The sequence below is a fragment of the Brevundimonas vesicularis genome, assembly GCF_014204545.1.
GTDB classification, from domain to species: Bacteria; Pseudomonadota; Alphaproteobacteria; order Caulobacterales; family Caulobacteraceae; genus Brevundimonas; species Brevundimonas vesicularis_B.
In genome coordinates this window covers 504,678-523,688 of record NZ_JACHLJ010000001.1, presented here as the reverse complement: position 1 = coordinate 523,688, position 19,011 = coordinate 504,678, and the positions used below count along the sequence as shown (strand labels likewise).

Genomic DNA, 19,011 nt, shown 5'->3' with positions numbered 1-19,011 from the left:
GAACGGAGCCAAAGATGGCGGGCCTCAAGGACAAGCGCGGCTTCATCGACAAGGACCGGATCGACCTATCCGAGCGTCAGTCCGTCGAATACTGGATGAAGCGCTGGGGCGTCACCAAGGACCAGATCACCGCAGCGCACCGCAAGGTTGGACGCATGACCAAGGATATCGCGGCGGAATTGGGCAAGAAGCGCTGATGCCGCCTGCCTGAAACGAGAAACGGCCCCGGAGCACTCCGGGGCCGTTTCGGTCTCTGGCTTAGATGTGGATCACACGCCCATAGGCGTCCAGCGCCGCCTCGTGCATGGCCTCCGACATGGTCGGGTGCGGATAGACGATCCCGTGGATGTCTTCTTCCGTCGCCTCCATTGTGATGGCGGTGACATAGCCTTGGATCATCTCGGTGACCTCGTGGCCGATCATGTGGGCGCCGATCAGGGCGCCGGTCTTGGCGTCGAAGATCACCTTGACGAAGCCGTCGGTGTCGCCCGAGGCGATCGCCTTGCCGTTCACGCGGAACGGGAAGCGGCCGATCTTGACCTCACGCTTCTCGGCGCGGGCGGCCTGTTCGGTGACGCCGACCGAGGCGACCTGCGGCTGGGCGTAGGTGCAGCCGGCGATGGGCGAATGGACGTTCGGGGTCTTGTAGCCGGCGATATATTCGGCGGCGTGGATGCCTTCGTGCGAGGCCTTGTGCGCCAGCCAGGGCGCCCCGGCGCAGTCGCCGATGGCGAACAGGCCCTTGACGTTGGTCTGGCAGTGGCCGTCGGTCTTGATATGGCCGCGGTCCAGTTCGACGCCCAGCGCCTCCAGGCCGATGCCGTCGGTGTTGGCGGTGATGCCGACAGCCGAGATGCAGACCTCGGCCTCAAGCGTCTCGGCCTTGCCGCCGACCTCGATGTCCACCTTCACGCCGGCGCCGGTCTTGGTGACCTTGATCACCTTGGCGCCGAGCTTGAACTTGAAGCCGCGCTTCTCGAACGATTTCTGGGCGGCCTTGGAGACCTCCTCGTCCTCGACCGGCATGATGCGCTCGACCGCCTCCACGACCGTCACCTCGGCGCCCAGGGCGCGATAGAAGCTGCCGAACTCGATGCCGATGGCGCCCGAACCGATCACGACGAGCGACTTGGGCATGAACTTCGGCGCCATGGCCTCACGATAGGCCCAGATGCGATCGCCGTCGGCTTCCAGCCCGATCTGCGGCAAGGCGCGGGCACGGGCGCCGACGGCCAGCATGACGGACTTGGCCTCCAGAGCGCGTGAACCGCCAGCTTTCAGGGCGACCACAACCTTGGGCGCGGCGGCGCCCTTCTCCAGCTTGGCCGAACCCTCGATCACTTCGATCTTGTTTTTCTTCATCAGGAAGCCGACGCCCTGATTCAGCTGTTTGGCCACGCCGCGCGAGCGCTGGATGATGGCGTCGAAGTCGAACGACGCGCCCGATGCGGACAGGCCGTAGTCCTTCAGATGGCTCAGGCTCTCGAACTTCTCGCCCGACTTCAGCAGGGCCTTGGTGGGAATGCAGCCCCAGTTCAGGCAAATGCCGCCCAGGTTCTCGCGCTCGACGATGGCGACCTTCAGGCCCAACTGGCTGGCGCGAATGGCCGCGACATAACCGCCGGGGCCCGAGCCGATGACGACGAGATCGAATTCAGCAGCCATTAGATCAACTTCTCGATGTCGGCCTTAATGGCCTCGGGTTCAGTCTGCGGGGCATAGCGGGCGACCACCCTGCCCTCGCGGTCGGTCAGGAACTTGGTGAAGTTCCACTTGATGGCTTTGGAGCCCAGGAAGCCGCGCTTCTGCTCCGTCAGCCAGGCGTAAAGCGGATGTCGGTTCGGTCCGTTGACCTCCACCTTGTCGAACAGGGGGAAGGTCACGTCGAAACTGGTGGCGCAGAAGGCGGCGATTTCCGCCGCCTTGCCCGGCTCCTGCTCGCCGAACTGGTTGCAGGGAAAGCCCAACACCTCGAACGGCTGATCAGCGAACGTCCGATGCAGCTCTTCCAGGCCGTCGTACTGCCCCGTAAAGCCGCACTTGGACGCCGTATTCACGATCAGCAGCGCTTGACCGCGAAAGCGATCAAGCGATACGTCCGTGCCGTCGATGGCGCGGGCGGAGAAGTCATAGACCGAGGTCATGACCTCACCCTCCCCTTAGGCCAGCATCGCGACGGGATCTTCGATCAGCGGCTTGAACGCTTGCAGGAAGCGGGCGCCGGTCGCGCCGTCCACCACGCGGTGATCGCAGGTCAGGGTCACAGTCATGACGGTGGCCGGTACGACCTGGCCGTTCTTGACGACGGCGCGCTGTTCGCCCGCGCCCACGCTCATGATGCAGCCCTGCGGCTCATTGATGATCGAGGTGAACTGCTTGATGCCGAACATGCCCAGATTGGACACCGAGAAGGTGCCGCCCTGAAACTCTTCCGGCTTCAGCTTGCGGTCGCGCGCACGCTTGGCCAGGTCCTTGGACTCGGTCGCGATCTGCGCCAGACCCTTGGTTTCGGCCTTTTTGATGATCGGAGTGATCAGGCCGCCGTCGATCGCCACCGCCATGGAAACATCGGCGTTGTGATGCATGGCGATGCCTTCGGGCGTGTAGGAGGCGTTGGCCTCCGGCACCATCTTCAAGGCAAGAGCGGCGGCCTTGATGACGAAGTCGTTGACCGAGACCTTGATCCCTTGCGGCTCCAGCATCTTGTTGACCTTGGCGCGCACAGCCATCAGCTGGTCGATCTCGCAGTCGATGAACAGCGGGAAGTGTGGGACGTTCTGGACGCTGTCGACCATGCGACGCGCCACAGCTTTCTTCATACCGTCTAGCGGAATCAGGTCGTAGCTGCCGTCGGGAATGCCCATCTGAGCCAGCGACTGCGCCTTGCGCGGTTCGGCTGCGGTCGCGGCGGGCGACGCCGACGATGCGGTCGCCGGTTGGGCCGACGCCTTGCCGGCGGCCTCAACGTCGCGTTTGACGATGCGGCCGTGGGGACCAGTGCCCTTGATCGACTTCAGATCGACGCCGTTCTGAGCGGCGATACGGCGAGCGAGCGGCGAAGAAAAGATGCGATCTCCGCCGTCCGACTTCGGCGCGGCGGGCGCCGGAGCGGCAGGCGTAGTTGTCTTGGGCGCCTCGGCAGCAGCCGGAGCGGCCTCGGCCTTTGGCGCCTCTTCCGTCTTGGCGGCGGGCTTTTCAGCAGGCTTGGGTGCGGCCGCGCCGCCCTCATCCTTCAGGCGGGCGATGGGCGTATTGACTTTCACGCCTTCCGTGCCTTCAGCGACCAGGATGTCGGTGACTTCGCCCTCGTCCACGGCCTCGACTTCCATCGTGGCCTTGTCGGTTTCGATCTCGGCGATCACGTCTCCGGCGGAGACGACGTCCCCGACCTTGACGTGCCACTTGGCCAGAACGCCCTCCTCCATCGTCGGAGACAGGGCCGGCATCAGGATGTCGGTCATCAGGCGTTCCCCCCGGTTGGCGCGATCGGTTCGGCGACAGTGCGGACGTCATTCGCCCTCACCACTTCGCTGAGACCTTCGAGGATGCGGTGGTAGGCCGCAGTTTCATCGTGTTGATGCCGCACGGCATAACCATGCGCCATATGTCGAGCCGCATAGGCCAGCAGCCGACCGAACTGTATGGGATCGTTGAAGGCCGGTTTGACGGACATCACCGGCTCGTCCTTCGACCACCACATCCGAAGGACTTCGATGGCCTTGGGGTCAGCAGCGACGCTGTCTGGCGTCGTCAGCATGAACTCCGATGCCTCGGTCATGCCATCACCTGCTTCACGGCCGCGATGATCTTGTCCACGCCCGGGAGCGACAAGACTTCCAGATTGGCGGCATAGGGCAGCGGCACGTCTTCCTGGTGCACGCGCAGCGGCGGGGCATCCAGATAATCGAAGGCGTACTCGATGACGCGGGCCACGACCTCGGCGCCGACGCCCATCGGACCCCAACCCTCTTCGGCCGAGACAAGACGGTTCGTCTTCTTGACGCTCTCGACGATGGTCTCGTGATCCAGAGGACGCAGGGTGCGCAGGTCAATCACCTCGGCCTCGATACCCTCCTCGGCCAGCTTCTCGGCGGCCTGCAGGGCGAAGCCGACCATGCGGCTGTGGGCGGTGATGGTGACGTCCTTGCCTTCGCGACGGACCTTGGCCTTGCCGATCGGCAGGACGTAGTCCTCGACCTCCGGCACATCGAACTCCAGGCCGTACATCATCTCGTGTTCGAGGAAGACGACCGGATTCGGGTCGCGGATGGCGGCTTTCAGCAGGCCCTTGGCGTCGGCCGCGTCATAGGGCGCGATGACCTTCAGACCCGGCACCTGCGCATACCAGGCGGAATAGTCCTGGCTGTGCTGGGCACCGACGCGTGATGCGGCGCCGTTGGGACCGCGGAAAACGATGGGCGCGCGGATCTGACCGCCCGACATATAGAGGGTCTTGGCGGCCGAGTTGATGATGTGGTCGATCGCCTGCATGGCGAAGTTGAACGTCATGAACTCGACGATCGGCTTCAGGCCCGACATGGCGGCGCCGACGCCCAGGCCGGCAAAGCCATGCTCGGTGATCGGGGTGTCCACGACGCGCTGGTCGCCGAACTCCTGGAGCAGGTCGCGGCTGACCTTATAGGCCCCCTGATACTGAGCAACTTCCTCGCCGATCAGGAAGACGCGATCGTCGCGGCGCATCTCTTCGGCCATGGCGTCACGCAGGGCGTCGCGCACGGTCGTCTTGACCAGCTTGGCGTCGGCCGGGATTTCCGGGTCCCTAAATTCGACCTTGGGCGTCGCGGTCTGGGCTGGCGCCTTCTCGGGATCGCCGGTCTTGCCTTCGGCCGTCGCCTTGGGCGCCTCAGCTTCACCCTTTGCGGACTCCGCCTTGGGCGCAGGCGTCGCTGCGCCGTCTTCGCCGGCCAGACGCGCGATCGGCGTGTTGACCTTCACGTTCTCGGAGCCTTCGGCGACCAGGATTTCCAGCACTTCGCCTTCATCCACGGCCTCGACTTCCATCGTCGCCTTGTCGGTTTCGATCTCGGCGATCACCTGGCCGGCCGACACGGTGTCGCCCGCCTTGATGTGCCATTTGGTCAGCGTGCCCTCTTCCATCGTGGGGGACAGCGCCGGCATCAGAATGTCGGTCACGGATCAGGCCTCCACGTAGACGTCGGTATAGAGCTCGGACGGATCGGGTTCCGGGCTCTCTTGGGCGAATTGAACAGCTTCGGCGACGATCGCCTTGATCTCGTTGTCGATGGCCTTGAGCTCGTCTTCGGTCGCATTGGCGGCCGACAGCAGCATCTTCAGGTGATCGATCGGGTCGCGGGTCTTCTTGACCTCGTCGACCTCTTCCTTGGTCCGGTACTTGGCCGGGTCTGACATCGAGTGACCGCGATAGCGATAGGTCTTCACTTCCAGGATGAAGGGACCGCCGCCTTCGCGGGCGCGCTTCACCGCACGGGCCGTCGCGTCACGCACGGCCAGCACGTCCATGCCGTCGACCTGCTCGCCCGGAATGCCGAAGCTGGCGCCGCGCTGATACAGTTCGGTGGTGGAGGACGAGCGCTCGATGCTCGTCCCCATGGCGTACTGGTTGTTCTCGATGATGTAGATGGCAGGCAGCTTCCACAGCTGCGCCATGTTGAAGCTCTCGTAGACCTGCCCCTGGTTCGAGGCGCCGTCGCCGAAATAGACGAAGGCCACCGAATCGTCGCCGCGATACTTGCCGGCAAAGGCCAGGCCGGTGCCCAGCGCCACCTGGGCGCCGACGATGCCGTGACCGCCATAGAAACCGGTCGGCACGTCGAACATGTGCATCGATCCGCCCTTGCCCTTGGACGAACCGCCGCTGCGGCCGGTCAGCTCGGCCATGACTTCCTTGGGATCCATGCCGGCGGCCAGCATATGGCCGTGGTCGCGGTATCCGGTGATGATCTTATCGTGGCCCTGTTTGACGCTCTCCTGAACGCCGACCGCCACGGCCTCCTGGCCGATGTACAGGTGGCAGAAGCCGCCGATCAGACCCATGCCGTAGAGCTGGCCCGCACGCTCTTCGAAGCGGCGGATCAGAACCATCTCGCGATAGAAGCGCAGAAGGTCTTCCTTGGACGCCGTCGGCGTGTTGGGCAGTTTGTCAGGCGTGGTCGTCTGAGCGGATTTGGCTGGGGCTTTCGCCATCCGGTATCTCCCGGCTAGGCGCCGAGAACCGACGCCTTCTTATCGTTACGGAAAGGGGCTTTAGCAGCCTTCCTTCCGGTAACGCAAAGGGGTGCGGGTCGCCCTGTAACAATAGTTCAAGTGGTGAAGGTCGCTTAGCCTTGGGCAGCGGGGGCCGAGACGCGGATCACATAGTCGCGGGGATCGGAGAAGCCGAGCACGGCGCGCGCGCGCTCTTCCAGAAGATCGCGAGACAGGCTGTCGGTGCGCAGATAGCGAACTCGCGTCTCAAGGTCGCGGCGCTGCTCGGTCAGATGCGCCAGCTGCTCCTCGCGTTGCCCCAGCAGGGCGTCGCGAGACGAGCCGCTCAACAGTCCGCGCTCGCCCGTCAGCGCCTGCACCCCGAGATAGGCCAGAAGCAGCAACAGGGCGAGGGACAGGCGGTAAGGTTTCATCCGTTCGGGCACTTGAGACGCTCCTTCTGAGCGCGAAAACACAGTTCAGAAACCGTGCCCGAAAATGCCTAACGAAATGTAGCTTGACCGTAAGAATGTCGGCGGAAAACGCTGATTCTCCGCCGACAATTCCGTTTTCTATTTCAGCAGCATGCCGTCGCCGAAATAAACGCCCTGGTCACCCAGCATTTCCTCGATGCGGAGCAACTGGTTGTACTTCGCCACCCGGTCGGAGCGGGCCAGCGAGCCGGTCTTGATCTGCCCACAGTTGGTCGCCACGGCCAGGTCGGCAATGGTGTAGTCCTCGGTCTCGCCCGACCGGTGGCTCATCACGGCGGTATAGCCCGCGCGGTGGGCCATATCGACGGCATCCAAGGTTTCCGACAGGGTGCCGATCTGGTTGACCTTGATCAGGATGGAGTTGGCCAGACCTTCGCCGATACCGGCGGCCAGACGCGCCGGATTGGTCACGAACAGATCGTCGCCGACCAGTTGGACCCGATCGCCAAGGCGTTCGGTCAGCAGGCGCCAGCCGTCGAAGTCATCCTCGGCCATACCATCCTCGATCGACACGATCGGGAAGCGTTCGCATAGATCGACCAGGTAAGCGGCCATGCCTTCGGAATCTACGGTCTTGCCCTCGCCGGCCATGACGTATTTGCCGTCCTTGAAGAACTCGGTCGAGGCGACATCGAGGCCCAGGTGGAAATCCTCGCCCGCGAGGTAGCCTGCCGCCTGGCCCGCCTTGGTGATGAAGCTCAGCGCCTCATCGGCTGAGGCCAGATTGGGGGCAAAGCCGCCCTCGTCGCCGACGTTCGTGTTGTGCCCGGCGTCCTTCAGCTGCTTCTTCAGAGCGTGGAAGATTTCGGCGCCCATGCGCACCGCGTCCGAAAAGGTCTCGGCGCCGGTGGGCAGGATCATGAACTCCTGGATGTCGATCGGATTGTCGGCGTGGGCGCCGCCGTTGATGATGTTCATCATCGGTGTCGGCAGGACGCGGGCCGAGACGCCGCCCAGGTAGCGATACAGTTCCTGATTGGCCGACAAGGCGCTGGCCTTTGCGACCGCCAGAGACACGCCCAAGATCGCATTGGCGCCCAGACGGCCCTTGTTGGGCGTCCCGTCCAGCTCGATCATCGCCTCGTCGATCCGGCGCTGCTGCTCGGCGTCCATGCCGGACAGGGCGTCGAAGATCTCGCCGTTGACGGCGTCGACCGCCTTCTGGACGCCCTTGCCGCCCCACATGTCCTTGTCGCCGTCACGCAGCTCGACCGCTTCATGCGCGCCCGTAGACGCGCCGGACGGCACGGCGGCACGGCCGAACGAACCGTCTTCCAGCGTGACATCGACCTCGACCGTCGGATTGCCCCGGCTGTCGAGGATCTGGCGGGCGACGATGTCGGCGATGTCGGTCATGGCTCGGCTCTTTGGCTCAAGGGGCAAGGAAGGTCAGACGGTTTAGCCGCCTACCCGCCAAACGCCAATGCCGACATCGTCGCCGGGCGTCAGGAACAGCCTTCGACCAGTTGGATCGAAGGATCGCCCGCGTGGACCATCATCACCTTGCCGTCGCCGCCGATCTCATACCGAACGCCGCGTGCGGACGGGTCGGTGACATAGGTCGTCGATCCACCTTTGGACCAGACGAACAGATCCTCGGCCGGCGCTTCCTGGTATTTGTGCGGCTGGGCGAAGACTGCACCGCCATAGGCTTGCTTGATTGCCATGGCCGTATCGCCCACCCCGAATCCGCGATCGGTCTTGGTCGTCGCACCGCGCGCCAGGGTGATTCGCGTCAGTACGCCGTTCTGGACCATCACCTGCACATCTGCTGGCGCCTTGGCGGGATGGAACTGATCGCAGACTTCGGGCTCGGCGCCGCCGGCGGCGTTCGGTTGGGAGTCCTCGCCCCAGACCTTGACCAGTTCGGCGCGCGTCATGCCGATTCGCACCGGGCCCAGACCTTCGGCCGTCAACGCATTCGAATCGGCGGCGGGCGTTGCGGGCGTCTCGTTCGCCGATGCGACCGGCGCTGCGGCGGGCTCGGAGACGCGCTCCTCTGCACGATTGCAGGCGGCGAGAGTCAGCAGCGCGCAGGCGCTGACGGCGGTGAAACGAATCATCATGCGGCGTCTCCCATGGAAGCTTCACCGCACTGAACGCACGAAAACGGCGCGCGGGTCACCGCGCGCCGTCGAAATCGTCATCCGACCGAAGTCGGGGTCGCCTGAGAGACTAGTCTTCCTTCGGCGTGATGACCTGACGACCGCGATAGGTGCCGGTCTTCAGGTCGATGTGGTGCGGGCGCTTCAGCTCGCCGGTGTCCTTGTCCTCGACGTAAACGTTCGAGGTCAGGGCGTCGTGGGCGCGGCGCATGTTGCGACGCGAGGGAGATACTTTGCGCTTCGGAACGGCCATGTCCGTCTCAATCTTCTAAGTCGGGCGCCGCCCAGAGCCGAGCTCCGTCTAGCGCGAAAACAATAGCGGCGGCCCTCAGGACCGCCACGCGAGGCGCGGCTTATGCATGAACCGCGCGACGATTTCAAGGCGTTTAAGCAGGCGTCAGACGCCGGACGATCTTGGCAGGATTGCCCACCACCACCACGTCGGACGGCACGTCCTTCGTCACGACCGATCCCGCGCCGATCACCGAACGATCGCCGATGGTGACGCCCGCCAGAACGATCGCGCCGCCGCCGAGCCAGACGTCGTCCCCGATGACGATCGGCCGCGCCGTCTCCTCGCCCCGGCGGGCGACCGCGTCCAGCGGATGTTCCGGCGTCAGAAGCTGGACGCCTGGCCCCGCCTGGAAGTTGTCGCCGATACGGATCTCGGCGCAGTCCAGGAACACGCAGTTGGCGTTCGCAAAGGCCCGCGCGCCCAAATGGATGTTGACGCCATAGTCGCAGAAGAAGCCCGGCATGATGATCGCCTTGCTGTCGGCCGCATTGACCAGTTCGTTGACCAGGGCGCCGCGCCGGTCGCGATCCGGCTCAGCGTTGATGGCGACGGTCAGAGCCACGGCGCGGGCGCGACCGTCGCGCAGATCGGGATCGCCCGGATCATAGGGCAAGCCCGCCAGCATCTTCTCGCGCTCGGTCATGCGGCCTCCGTCATAGCGGAGGCCACCGCTTCGCCGATGGCCAGCGAACTGGTCAGGCCCGGGCTTTCAATGCCAAACAGGGCCATCAGACCATCGATGCCGTGATGCTCGCGGCCATGAAGCTGGAAGTCAGGTTGCGGCTCGCCCGGCCCATGCAGTTTGGGTCGAATGCCGGCGTAGTCCGGCGTCAGGGCGCGGTCGGGCAGACCCGGCCAAAAACGACGAATGTAGGTGGCGAACTCTTCGGCCTTGGCGGGATCGACCGAGTAGTCCTCGGTTTCGACATAGGCCAGATCAGGGCCGAACACGGCCTGACCGCCCAGATCCTTGCGATAGTGGGTGCCCAGCGCGCCGGGGATAGGCGGCGGGTAGATCAGCCGGTCGAACGGCGCCTTTCCCGTCAGCCGGAAATAGACGCCCTTGCCAAAATGCCCGGCCGGAATGTCGCCGGGCGGATAGCCTTCGATCGACGCCGCCACAGCCTGGGCCGACAGTCCGGGCGCGGTGACCAAAAGGCGGCTGGTGACCTGCATCGCCCCCTCCCCGCCGACACGGATCGTGAAACCGCCGCCCGCCAGAGACTCTGCGCCCTCGAACGGCGCCGAGACCACGACCGATCCGCCCGCATCCTCGATCTCGCCTTGCAGGGCCAGCATATAGCCATGGCTGTCGAACAGGCCGCTCTCGGGCGACAGGATGGCGGCGTGGGCGTTCAGCTCCGGCTCCAGCGCCCGCGCCTGGGCGCCGGTCAGATGCGCAAGCCCCTCGACGCCATTCGCCGTCGCCTGTTCGAAGATGGCCTCGATCCGCTCGACCTCGGTTTCTTCGGTCGCCACAACCAGCTTGCCGCATTTCCAGTGGTCGATCTTGCGGCTGGCCAGAAAGTCGTAGAGCGCACGACGTCCCTCGACGCAGAAGCGGGCCTTCAGCGATCCGGTCGGGTAATAGAGGCCGCCGTGGATCACCTCGGAATTGCGGGAGGAGACGCCTTGGCCGATGTGGCCTTCCTTCTCCAACACCAGCACCGTCAGCCCCCGTTTCGACAGCGCCCGACCGCAGGCCAGGCCCACAGCCCCGGCGCCCACGACGGTCGCGTCGAAATCAAAACTCATCGGACGCCGTATCTCCGTTTCGCCTCAGCCTCGAAACAACCGATCAGCTTTTCCACGGCCCGGTCGAAGTTCGCCGACAGCATCATGTCCAGCATCCGGGACTTGAAGGCGAAGTCGATCATGAACTCCAGCCGCGTGCCGTCGGGATGAGGAAAGAACTCCCAACGGTTCTTCAGGTGCTTGAAGGGACCGCGCAGCAAGCCGACCTCGACCTTGGGCGCATTGCGATCATGCCGGACCCAGGTGGAGAACCGCTCCTTCAGGAAGGAAAAACCGACGCTGGCCTCCGCGTCCTGCAAGCCGACGCCCTCGCCCTCCTCGCGCGCGTTCCAGACGCGCATCGACGTCACCCATGGCACGAAATCAGGATAGGCGCGCACGTCGGCGACCAGATCGGCAAGCTGTTCGGGCGCATAGGGAAGAATGCGCGTGACGCGGTGGACGGACATTCGGGACTTAGCGGCGCAGTTGCGCCTCGCGCGCGGCCTTCAGCCGGGCGAAGTCGTCGCCGGCGTGGTGCGACGAACGCGTCAGCGGGCTGGAGGACACCATCAGGAAGCCCTTCGCCCGGGCGATCGCCTCATAGGCCTTGAACTCTTCCGGCGTCACGAACCGATCGATGGCGGCGTGTCTGCGCGTCGGCTGCAGGTACTGGCCGATGGTGATGAAGTCGACGCCAGCGGATCGCATGTCGTCCATCACCTGCATGACCTCTTCCTTGGTCTCGCCCAGGCCGACCATGATGCCGGACTTGGTGAACTGGTTCGGGTCCCGCTCCTTGACCATCTGCAACAGGCGCAGGCTGTGGAAGTAGCGCGCGCCCGGCCGGATTTTCAGATACAGGCGCGGCACGGTCTCCAGGTTATGATTGAAGACGTCGGGCTTGGCGTCGATCATGACGGCGGCCGCCCCGTCCTTTCGCAGGAAGTCGGGTGTCAGGATCTCGATGGTGGTGTCCGGCGCCTGGATGCGGATTTGGCGCACCACCTCGGCGAAGTGGGCTGCGCCGCCGTCGGCCACATCGTCGCGGTCGACCGAGGTGATGACGACGTGGTTCAGACCCATCTGCTGGACGGCCAGGCCCACCTTGCCCGGCTCTTCCGGATCCAGCGGCTGAGGCAAGCCCGTCTTGACGTTGCAGAAGGCGCAGGCCCGCGTGCAGGTGTCGCCCATAATCATCAGAGTGGCGTGTTTCTGGCTCCAGCACTCGCCGATGTTCGGGCAGGCCGCTTCTTCGCACACCGTCACCAGCCCCTTGGAGCGAACGATCTCCTTGGTGGCGTTGTATTGACCAGAGCCCGGCGCCTTGACCCGCAGCCAGTCGGGCTTTTTCAGAACGACCGACTCGGGCCGGTTCTGCTTTTCGGGGTGACGCAGCTCGGACGGCTTGCGCTGAAGGGTGTCGATCAGGGTGACCATGGCCGGTATTTCGGACTTTGAGGCCGTTTAGGCAAGGCACACCGGGTAACAGACTTGCCGCAGGCGTGATCGCGCATCGGAACTCACGCGACGTTACGCATCTTTTCAAGATGGCGCGGCGTCATTAATGACAGTCGCCCGAACAACAGAGAGGGCCGCCCGCGTCCTCCGTAGGAGACGCGCTTGCGCCAGGCCCTGGATCCCTCGCTTTACGACTCGACCCTGATCGACGCCCTGATCGATGCGCGGTCGCGTTTCGGCGACAAGGAAATCCTGGAGGATCAGGACCGGCATCCGCTGACCTATACTGGCCTGATCCGCGCCGCCTTCGTGCTGGGGCGCAAGATCGCCAACATGACCGACAAGGGCGAGCGGGTCGCCATCCTGCTGCCGTCGTCCATGGGCGTCGTCGTCACCTTCTTTGGTCTGCACGCGCACGGTCGTGTGCCGGTGATGCTGAACTTCACCGCCGGCGAAGCCAATCTGAAGGCGGCGATCAAGGCCTCGGGCGTCAAGAAGGTGCTAACCGCCAAACGCTTCATCGACCAGGCCAAGCTGGACGACCTGATCATCGAACTGAAGAATGTGGCCGAGGTCGTCTGGCTGGACGACGTGCGCAAGACCATCGGCCTGGCAGACAAGCTCTACGGTCTCGCCGCCGGCGCGGCGCCCAAGCGGTTTCGCGCGAAGACGGACCCCGATGCGCCGGGCGTCGTTCTGTTCACCTCCGGCAGCTTTGGCACGCCCAAGGGTGTGGTGCTGAGCCAGAAGAACCTCGTCGCCAATGCGCGTCAGGTGGCAGCCCATATCGACCTGCTGCCCGAATGGGTGATGTTCAATCCCCTGCCGACCTTCCACTGTTTCGGCCTGACCGGCGGGGTCATCCTGCCGCTGCTGCAAGGGTTGAAGGCCTTCCAGTATCCGTCGCCGCTGCACGCCAAACAGATCACCGACCTGCTGCCCCAGGTAAACGCCTCGATCCTGTTCGCGACCGACACCTTCCTGAACCAGTACGGCCGCGTCGCCGAACCGAACGACTTCTCGACGCTGAAGTTCGTGGTCGCGGGCGCCGAGAAGGTGCGCGAGGAGACCCGCACCCTGTTCAACACCAAGTTCGGCGGCGTCGCACTTCTGGAAGGCTACGGTGCGACGGAGGCCTCGCCTGTCATCGCCGTCAACCACCCTGACCGCAACGCGCCCGGCACGGTCGGTCAGGTGCTGCCCGGCATCGACTGGAAGCTGGAGCCGGTCGAGGGCATCGACGCGGGCGGTCGCCTGATGCTGCGCGGGCCCAATGTCATGAGCGGCTACGTTACATCGGCCGAGCCGATGACCTGGGATGCGATCGGCGACGACTGGCTGGACACCGGAGACATCGTCGATGTCGATGCCGAGGGCTATGTCACCATCAAGGGCCGCGCCAAGCGCTTCGCCAAGATCGGCGGCGAAATGGTTTCCCTGACCGCCGTCGAAGGCATCGCCGGCGCCGTCTGGCCGGATCAGCGCCACGCCGTCGTGTCGATTCCCGACAGCCGCAAGGGCGAAAAGCTGGTCCTGGTGACGGATCATGCCGAGGCGGAAGTGGCGCCCCTGGCTGAGTGGGCGCGAACCAACGGTGCGCCCGAACTGATCGTGCCCAAGAAGATCGTCAAGGTCGCCGAGGTCCCCGTCCTGGGCACCGGCAAGACCGACTATGTGTCGATCCAGAAGATGGTCGAGGCCGAGAAGGCGGCCTGATCAACCTATCCGGACGCCCGTCATCGAGATCGAGCCGCCGTCGATGCGGTCGTTGAAGAAGCTGACCGCCTCGCCCGCCTCCTGCTGCGCGGCGATATGAAGCACCGGCAGGAAATGTTCGTCGGTCGGCACGCTCAGTTGCGCGTCTTCAGCCAGACCTACCCAGTTGATCAGCGCCTCATGGTCGCTCCGTTCGAACGCCGCCTTCACCGCCTCGTTGAAGCCGGTCGCCCAGGCGTAGGGCTCGGCGTCGTCCTCGCGTTTCCAGGTCCGCAGATTGTGGACGAAGTCGCCCGAGCCGGCGATGACGATCCCTTCGTCGCGCAGCGGTTTCAGCGCCTTGGCCAGTTCGTAATGCTGGCGCGCCGTCAGCTCGCGGTTCAGCGACAACTGCACCACAGGCACGTCCGCCTCGGGCCACACATGGCACAACACCGACCAGGCTCCGTGATCCAGGCCCCACGCTTGCGTCTGGATGGCCCCGGTCAGCGCCGACACCCGCGCCGCTAGGGCGGGCGACCCGGGCGCCGGATACTGCATCTCATGAAGTTCGCGCGGGAAATTACCGAAGTCATGGACGGTTTCTGGCTTCTCCTGCGCGGTGACGCCCAGCCCGCGCGTCTCCCAGTGGGCGGAGATCATCACCACCCCCAAGGGCTTGCCGATCGCTTCGCCGAGCTCACGCCAAGCGGCCCCATAGGGACCGCCCAGCGCATTCATGGGCGAACCGTGGCCGAAAAAGACGGCGGGCTGGCGCATCGGATCAGCCGTGCAGCTTCTTGGCCAGCTCGGCGATATGTTTACCCTGGAACCGGGCGCCGTCCAGCTCGACGTCGCTGGGCTGACGCGAGCCGTCGCCGCCCGTGATCGTCGATGCGCCATAGGGCGAACCGCCGTGGATGGCGTCCAGCGTCATCTGTCCCTGGAAGGAATAGGGCAGACCCACGACCGGCATGCCGTGGTGCATGAAGAAGTTGTGCAGGCCCTGGAAGGTCGTCTCCTGACCGCCGTGCTGGGTCGCCGTCGCGGTAAAGGCCCCGCCCACCTTGCCAATCAGGGCGCCCGAGAACCACAGGCCGCCGGCCTGATCCAGGAAGGCGCGCATCTGCGACGCGGCCGAACCGAAGCGGGTGCCGGCGCCGATGATGATGGCGTCATAGTCCTTCAGATCGTCGATCTTGGCGATCGGCGCCTTTTGATCCAGCTTGTAGTGCGAGGCCTTAGCCAGCTCTTCCGGCACGGTTTCCGGCACGCGCTTGATGTCCACGATTGCGCCTTCGACCTCGCGCGCGCCTTCGGCGACTGCCTCGGCCATGGTTTCCAGGTGACCATAGGTCGAATGATAGAGGACGAGGACTTTCGGCATCGGGGAGGCTCCGTTGAATGACATGGTCGTCATTCGCAACAACGACCGTTGCTAACTTGGCGCGCTGCTTGTCGTTCCGCAAGTCCCCGCCAGCAAATCACGTCTCGAAGGGGCAAACGGTGTCGTAAAAGGTCCTGTCGCCCGGCGTGGGGCGACCGCGGCGACAGTGGAAACGATGCTCCATCACCATCGCCTGCTGCTCGATGTTCAACGTGTCCCACCGGCAGGTCGGTTCCACGCTATAGGCATACGACGCGGCTGTGTCCCCAGCCTTCAGCTTTGCGAACAGCAGGTTGACCCCATGCTGAGCCTGCCAGACGTGGGTCAGTTCGTGGATCAGGACGCCCTGAATTCTCACAGATGCGGCCGTGAAGTCTGCGACGAGCTGCGCTTTCGGCCAGACAATCCAGTCTCGTCCGAACCAGCGTCCAGCCACGAAGGCGCGGCGGAACGGCCAACCGATCAAACGAACGGGCGCCAGGTCGATCGCAGCCCCAAACGCCTCTCCCGCGAGCGATTTCTCAGATACTGTCAGGGCGCGAACGAAGGATCCCAAGGCTTCACATACTCCCAGTGCCACGGCTCATAGACATAGGGCACAAAGCCGAAACTCCCAGCGTTCGCCACCAGCCAGCGATAGGTCGCCGACCGCGCCATATATTCGCGACTGGCCGGGTTGGTGGAATCAACACCCAGACCCGGCGCCTGACCGACATACAGATCGATCGCCGTCCCCGTCCGATGCGGCGAACAGATCGCCCGACGCAGCCCGTCGCAGTTGCCCTGTTGCGCACAGCGCGCCGCGTCCGTTTCGGGATCGCGGAAGCCGGAGAAGATCTGCAGCAGTTCGGGATCGGCCTCCACCTCCGGAACCTCAGCCCGCGCCGCCGCGACCAGCCGGCGATAGGCGTCCAACACGTCACGGCGCAGCAGGCGTGTCAGACGGTCGGCATGTTCCTCGGACTCGACCAGATAGCCGAGCTGATTGATCGGCGGCGGCTCGGGACAGGCTCCGCTGACGCGCGCCATGACGAACGGCCGCCGCTCCTGCCAGAGGCCGCGAAACACCTGGAATGTCGCCGCATCGAACAGGCCGGTCGGCGCCAGGCCGTACGTCTGCTGAAACCCGGCCAGTTGCGACGCGAAGATCGGTGTGCCGGGTCCGCACGTCGTATGCAGTTCACGCTGGATAAGCGGCAGATAGGCCTGCCACCCCCACTCCGCCGCCCCGAACGGCGCCCATTCCATGGCGTAGGCCGACGCCGCGTTCGCCAGTCCCTGCGCCTGCCAGCCATCGGCGTTGGTGTGGCAGGGCCCGGCCGCACGCGCGCCGCCGGCAAACGTCATGACGAAGCAAACGGACAGGAACGCAAAAAGGCTTCGCCACATGTCCCACAGGAAGCCCCAAGCCGGTCGATCTCACAAGTGCATGCGTCACCGATCGCTGGCATGGTGACGCGCGGCCGACTCGCGCCGCGCCTTTCGGACCGATGCATGTCCACCGCCGCGCCGACCGCGCCCCGCCGTTCCAACGCCGTGCTCGCGTCCTTCTCCGGCCCATGCCTGCCGCTGGCGGCCTTCGGCGTCGCACTGCCCGTCACACTGCCGGAGTTCTACGCCACTCATGTGGGTTTGGAGTTGGGAGTCGTGGCGGCCGTCTTCATGGCCGTGCGCCTGATCGACATCGTCTTCGACCCCTTCATCGGCTGGGGCATGGACAAGACCAAGACGCGGTTCGGTCGCTATCGTCCGTGGATGGCGATTTCGACGCCGATCCTTATGCTGTCGGCCTTCATGATGTTCGTCGTGGTCCAGCCCGGCGCCGGACCGGCCTATCTGTTCGGCTGGCTGCTGGTCCTGTATCTCGGCTTTTCGATCGGCACCCTGGGCCAACTCGGCTGGGCCGCCGTGCTCGCGCCGCAGTATGATCAGCGCAGCCGCGTCTATGGCTGGTGGCAGGTGTTCAACATCATCGGCGTGATCCTGATTCTGGTGCTGCCGACCGTGGTGGTTCAGACGGGCATCGGGACCTATGCCGACGGCGTGCGGATCATGGGTTGGGCCATCCTGATCGCCCTGCCCGTCACCATCGGCCTGGCCATGGTCGCCGTGCCGGAGCCCGTCAATGCGGGCGCCCAGCCGCACGGCGGCGCCGGCGCCTATCTGGCCCTGCTGAAAATGCCGACGGTCAGAAAGCTCTTGATCGCCGACCTTCTGCTGGGCGTCGCGCCGGGCATCACGGGTTCGCTGCTGTTCTTCTTTTTCGGACAGATCAAAGGCTATGACCACAGCCAGGCCGGCCTGTTCATGCTGTTCTATTTCGTCGCCGGTCTGTGCGGCGCGCCGATCTGGGCCTGGCTGGCCACGCGGATCGGCAAGGACAAGGCCCTGGCCGTCGCCAGCCTGATCTTCGCGGTCCTCTACATCGCCGCCACCCTGGTTCCCGGCGGCAACTTCATGCTGACGGCAGGCGCCATGTTCATCGCCGGCCTGCCCTATGCGGCCGGCCTGTTCCTGCTGCGCGCCATGATGGCGGACGCCGGCGATGAGGTGCGGCTGGAGACCGGCGTGGATCGCACCGGACTGATGTTCTCCATCCTATCCGCGACGACCAAGATCGGCCATGTGGTCGCGCTGATCCCCTATCTGATCCTGCAGGGCGTGGGCTTCAAGGCCGTGCCGGGGCCGACGGGCAACAGCGACTTTTCCCTGCTGACGCTCCAGATCCTGTTCATCCTGGTCCCCGGCCTGTTGCTGGCCGCCGCCGCCTGGGTGCTGAAGGGCTATCCCTTAACGCCGAAGCGGCACGATGAAATCCGCCTCGCCCTGGAAGCTCGCGACGGAGCCCGCCGTTGAGACCGATCGACCGCCTGCTCGGCGTCATGGAGCGGTTGCGTGATCCCAACGGCGGCTGCCCGTGGGACGTGGAGCAGACCTTCGCCACCATCGCCCCTTATACGATCGAGGAAGCCTATGAGGTCGCTGACGCCATAGAGCGCAACGATCTGGTCGAGCTGAAGGGCGAGCTGGGCGACCTGCTGTTTCAGGTGGTCTTTCACGCCCGCATGGCCGAGGAACAGGGGCTTTTCGCTTTCGACGACGTGGTCACGGCCATCGCCGACAAGCTGGAGCGCCGCCACCCCCATGTCTTTGGTGACGAGGCGCAGCGCTCTTCGAAGGAACAGACCGTCGCCTGGGAAGCCATCAAGGCTGCCGAGCGCAAGGACCGCAAGAAGCCGGGTGTTCTGGACGACGTGCCGGTCGGCCTGCCCGCCCTGACCCGCGCCGCCAAACTGACCAAGCGCGCCGGCCGCGTCGGCTTTGACTGGCCGTCTACCGATGAGGTCTTCGACAAGCTGGCCGAAGAGGTCGAGGAATTGCGCGTCGAGATCGCCGCCGGCGACAAGGCCAAGGCGCGCGAAGAGTTGGGTGACCTTTTGTTCGTCGTCGCCAACCTGGCGCGCAAGTTGGACGTCGAGCCCGAGGATGCGCTCCGCGCCGCCAACGCCAAATTCATGCGTCGCTTCGGCTTTATCGAGGCGGCGCTGGCGAAGGACGGCCGTACGCCCGACCAATCGGATCTGGCCGAGATGGACCGCCTCTGGGACGCCGCAAAGGTCGCTGAGAAGGCCGGCTTGCCATCCTGAGCCGCCG

At 64.9% G+C, this 19,011-nt stretch carries 22 protein-coding genes; 4 read left to right on the top strand and 18 right to left on the bottom strand.

All coding sequences use genetic code 11. The annotated features are described in order from the left end of the window. Positions 1 to 14: 14 nt before the first annotated feature. Entirely contained in the window at positions 15 to 197 is a 183-nt protein-coding gene (locus HNP47_RS02560) for a DUF3606 domain-containing protein (protein WP_055753752.1), read from the top strand. Between the two features lie 61 nt (positions 198 to 258). Here the strand turns inward: HNP47_RS02560 and lpdA are convergent, their stop codons facing one another. From lpdA to lipA, 14 genes are all read right to left on the bottom strand, one after another. Further along, the gene (lpdA, locus tag HNP47_RS02555; RefSeq protein ID WP_184278131.1) at positions 259 to 1,665 is read right to left on the bottom strand and encodes a dihydrolipoyl dehydrogenase; all 1,407 of its coding nucleotides are present in this window, start codon (positions 1,663 to 1,665) and stop codon (positions 259 to 261) included. Beyond that, positions 1,665 to 2,144 (bottom strand): glutathione peroxidase, encoded by a 480-nt coding sequence (locus tag HNP47_RS02550; protein WP_184278129.1) that lies wholly within the window; start codon positions 2,142 to 2,144, stop codon positions 1,665 to 1,667. The genes lpdA and HNP47_RS02550 overlap by 1 nt, the downstream gene beginning before the upstream one ends. A gap of 15 nt (positions 2,145 to 2,159) precedes the next feature. Continuing rightward, positions 2,160 to 3,461 carry a pyruvate dehydrogenase complex dihydrolipoamide acetyltransferase gene (locus HNP47_RS02545; RefSeq protein WP_184278127.1) on the bottom strand — a complete coding sequence of 434 codons (1,302 nt, stop codon included), beginning with the start codon at positions 3,459 to 3,461 and terminating at the stop codon, positions 2,160 to 2,162. Continuing rightward, positions 3,461 to 3,778, bottom strand: coding sequence for a DUF5076 domain-containing protein (locus HNP47_RS02540; protein WP_184278125.1), 318 nt, complete (start codon positions 3,776 to 3,778; stop codon positions 3,461 to 3,463). Before HNP47_RS02540 ends, HNP47_RS02545 begins: the two co-directional genes overlap by 1 nt. Further along, on the bottom strand, positions 3,775 to 5,154 hold the full coding sequence (locus tag HNP47_RS02535) for a pyruvate dehydrogenase complex E1 component subunit beta (RefSeq protein ID WP_184278123.1): 1,380 nt from the start codon (positions 5,152 to 5,154) through the stop codon (positions 3,775 to 3,777). Before HNP47_RS02535 ends, HNP47_RS02540 begins: the two co-directional genes overlap by 4 nt. Positions 5,155 to 5,157: 3 nt before the next feature. Continuing rightward, the gene (gene pdhA, locus HNP47_RS02530; protein ID WP_066551420.1) at positions 5,158 to 6,186 is read right to left on the bottom strand and encodes a pyruvate dehydrogenase (acetyl-transferring) E1 component subunit alpha; all 1,029 of its coding nucleotides are present in this window, start codon (positions 6,184 to 6,186) and stop codon (positions 5,158 to 5,160) included. A gap of 134 nt (positions 6,187 to 6,320) precedes the next feature. Further along, on the bottom strand, positions 6,321 to 6,620 hold the full coding sequence (locus HNP47_RS02525) for a septum formation initiator family protein (RefSeq protein WP_184279078.1): 300 nt from the start codon (positions 6,618 to 6,620) through the stop codon (positions 6,321 to 6,323). Between the two features lie 138 nt (positions 6,621 to 6,758). Next, entirely contained in the window at positions 6,759 to 8,036 is a 1,278-nt protein-coding gene (gene eno, locus HNP47_RS02520) for a phosphopyruvate hydratase (protein WP_039243670.1), read from the bottom strand. A gap of 89 nt (positions 8,037 to 8,125) precedes the next feature. Next, a complete protein-coding gene (locus tag HNP47_RS02515; RefSeq protein ID WP_184278121.1) occupies positions 8,126 to 8,746 on the bottom strand; it encodes a hypothetical protein in 621 nt (206 codons plus the stop codon). A 109-nt stretch (positions 8,747 to 8,855) separates the two neighbouring features. After that, the gene (gene rpmF, locus HNP47_RS02510) at positions 8,856 to 9,038 is read right to left on the bottom strand and encodes a 50S ribosomal protein L32 (protein WP_026108365.1); all 183 of its coding nucleotides are present in this window, start codon (positions 9,036 to 9,038) and stop codon (positions 8,856 to 8,858) included. A 133-nt stretch (positions 9,039 to 9,171) separates the two neighbouring features. Further along, positions 9,172 to 9,723, bottom strand: a complete 552-nt coding sequence (locus HNP47_RS16495) for a sugar O-acetyltransferase (RefSeq protein ID WP_184278119.1) — start codon at positions 9,721 to 9,723, stop codon at positions 9,172 to 9,174. Next, positions 9,720 to 10,835, bottom strand: coding sequence for an NAD(P)/FAD-dependent oxidoreductase (locus HNP47_RS02500; RefSeq protein ID WP_184278117.1), 1,116 nt, complete (start codon positions 10,833 to 10,835; stop codon positions 9,720 to 9,722). Before HNP47_RS02500 ends, HNP47_RS16495 begins: the two co-directional genes overlap by 4 nt. After that, on the bottom strand, positions 10,832 to 11,284 hold the full coding sequence (locus tag HNP47_RS02495; RefSeq protein ID WP_184278115.1) for a type II toxin-antitoxin system RatA family toxin: 453 nt from the start codon (positions 11,282 to 11,284) through the stop codon (positions 10,832 to 10,834). The genes HNP47_RS02500 and HNP47_RS02495 overlap by 4 nt, the downstream gene beginning before the upstream one ends. A gap of 7 nt (positions 11,285 to 11,291) precedes the next feature. Continuing rightward, on the bottom strand, positions 11,292 to 12,254 hold the full coding sequence (gene lipA / locus HNP47_RS02490; RefSeq protein ID WP_184278113.1) for a lipoyl synthase: 963 nt from the start codon (positions 12,252 to 12,254) through the stop codon (positions 11,292 to 11,294). 183 nt (positions 12,255 to 12,437) lie between these two features. Here lipA and HNP47_RS02485 point away from each other — a divergent pair, with 183 nt between their 5' ends. Continuing rightward, on the top strand, positions 12,438 to 13,991 hold the full coding sequence (locus HNP47_RS02485; protein WP_184278111.1) for an AMP-binding protein: 1,554 nt from the start codon (positions 12,438 to 12,440) through the stop codon (positions 13,989 to 13,991). Here HNP47_RS02485 and ygiD read toward each other — a convergent pair whose 3' ends face one another. The 4 genes from ygiD to HNP47_RS02465 form a co-directional block, all read right to left on the bottom strand. Next, positions 13,992 to 14,750: a 4,5-DOPA dioxygenase extradiol gene (gene ygiD, locus HNP47_RS02480; protein ID WP_184278109.1), complete on the bottom strand. Its 759-nt coding sequence runs from the start codon at positions 14,748 to 14,750 to the stop codon at positions 13,992 to 13,994. Positions 14,751 to 14,754: 4 nt separating this feature from the next. Continuing rightward, positions 14,755 to 15,357, bottom strand: a complete 603-nt coding sequence (gene wrbA, locus HNP47_RS02475) for an NAD(P)H:quinone oxidoreductase (RefSeq protein ID WP_184278107.1) — start codon at positions 15,355 to 15,357, stop codon at positions 14,755 to 14,757. 97 nt (positions 15,358 to 15,454) lie between these two features. After that, entirely contained in the window at positions 15,455 to 15,823 is a 369-nt protein-coding gene (locus HNP47_RS02470; RefSeq protein ID WP_221414891.1) for a hypothetical protein, read from the bottom strand. A gap of 65 nt (positions 15,824 to 15,888) precedes the next feature. After that, entirely contained in the window at positions 15,889 to 16,704 is an 816-nt protein-coding gene (locus tag HNP47_RS02465) for a D-alanyl-D-alanine carboxypeptidase family protein (protein WP_260394569.1), read from the bottom strand. A 147-nt stretch (positions 16,705 to 16,851) separates the two neighbouring features. Here HNP47_RS02465 and HNP47_RS02460 point away from each other — a divergent pair, with 147 nt between their 5' ends. Both HNP47_RS02460 and mazG read left to right on the top strand, forming a co-directional pair. After that, complete coding sequence (locus HNP47_RS02460) at positions 16,852 to 18,213, top strand: MFS transporter (protein ID WP_184278101.1); 1,362 nt, start codon at positions 16,852 to 16,854, stop codon at positions 18,211 to 18,213. Beyond that, complete coding sequence (gene mazG, locus HNP47_RS02455) at positions 18,210 to 19,004, top strand: nucleoside triphosphate pyrophosphohydrolase (protein WP_184278099.1); 795 nt, start codon at positions 18,210 to 18,212, stop codon at positions 19,002 to 19,004. Before HNP47_RS02460 ends, mazG begins: the two co-directional genes overlap by 4 nt. Positions 19,005 to 19,011: the final 7 nt, after the last annotated feature.

What these genes read in the sequence shown, in the direction of transcription:
- HNP47_RS02560 (WP_055753752.1), top strand. Translation starts at nt 15, where the DNA reads ATGGCGGGCCTCAAGGACAAGCGCGGCTTCATCGACAAGGACCGGATC.
- lpdA (WP_184278131.1), bottom strand. Translation starts at nt 1,665, where the DNA reads ATGGCTGCTGAATTCGATCTCGTCGTCATCGGCTCGGGCCCCGGCGGT.
- HNP47_RS02550 (WP_184278129.1), bottom strand. Translation starts at nt 2,144, where the DNA reads ATGACCTCGGTCTATGACTTCTCCGCCCGCGCCATCGACGGCACGGAC.
- HNP47_RS02545 (WP_184278127.1), bottom strand. Translation starts at nt 3,461, where the DNA reads ATGACCGACATCCTGATGCCGGCCCTGTCTCCGACGATGGAGGAGGGC.
- HNP47_RS02540 (WP_184278125.1), bottom strand. Translation starts at nt 3,778, where the DNA reads ATGACCGAGGCATCGGAGTTCATGCTGACGACGCCAGACAGCGTCGCT.
- pdhA (WP_066551420.1), bottom strand. Translation starts at nt 6,186, where the DNA reads ATGGCGAAAGCCCCAGCCAAATCCGCTCAGACGACCACGCCTGACAAA.
- HNP47_RS02525 (WP_184279078.1), bottom strand. Translation starts at nt 6,620, where the DNA reads ATGAAACCTTACCGCCTGTCCCTCGCCCTGTTGCTGCTTCTGGCCTAT.
- eno (WP_039243670.1), bottom strand. Translation starts at nt 8,036, where the DNA reads ATGACCGACATCGCCGACATCGTCGCCCGCCAGATCCTCGACAGCCGG.
- HNP47_RS02515 (WP_184278121.1), bottom strand. Translation starts at nt 8,746, where the DNA reads ATGATGATTCGTTTCACCGCCGTCAGCGCCTGCGCGCTGCTGACTCTC.
- rpmF (WP_026108365.1), bottom strand. Translation starts at nt 9,038, where the DNA reads ATGGCCGTTCCGAAGCGCAAAGTATCTCCCTCGCGTCGCAACATGCGC.
- HNP47_RS16495 (WP_184278119.1), bottom strand. Translation starts at nt 9,723, where the DNA reads ATGACCGAGCGCGAGAAGATGCTGGCGGGCTTGCCCTATGATCCGGGC.
- HNP47_RS02500 (WP_184278117.1), bottom strand. Translation starts at nt 10,835, where the DNA reads ATGAGTTTTGATTTCGACGCGACCGTCGTGGGCGCCGGGGCTGTGGGC.
- HNP47_RS02495 (WP_184278115.1), bottom strand. Translation starts at nt 11,284, where the DNA reads ATGTCCGTCCACCGCGTCACGCGCATTCTTCCCTATGCGCCCGAACAG.
- lipA (WP_184278113.1), bottom strand. Translation starts at nt 12,254, where the DNA reads ATGGTCACCCTGATCGACACCCTTCAGCGCAAGCCGTCCGAGCTGCGT.
- ygiD (WP_184278109.1), bottom strand. Translation starts at nt 14,750, where the DNA reads ATGCGCCAGCCCGCCGTCTTTTTCGGCCACGGTTCGCCCATGAATGCG.
- wrbA (WP_184278107.1), bottom strand. Translation starts at nt 15,357, where the DNA reads ATGCCGAAAGTCCTCGTCCTCTATCATTCGACCTATGGTCACCTGGAA.
- HNP47_RS02465 (WP_260394569.1), bottom strand. Translation starts at nt 16,704, where the DNA reads ATGACGTTTGCCGGCGGCGCGCGTGCGGCCGGGCCCTGCCACACCAAC.
- HNP47_RS02460 (WP_184278101.1), top strand. Translation starts at nt 16,852, where the DNA reads ATGTCCACCGCCGCGCCGACCGCGCCCCGCCGTTCCAACGCCGTGCTC.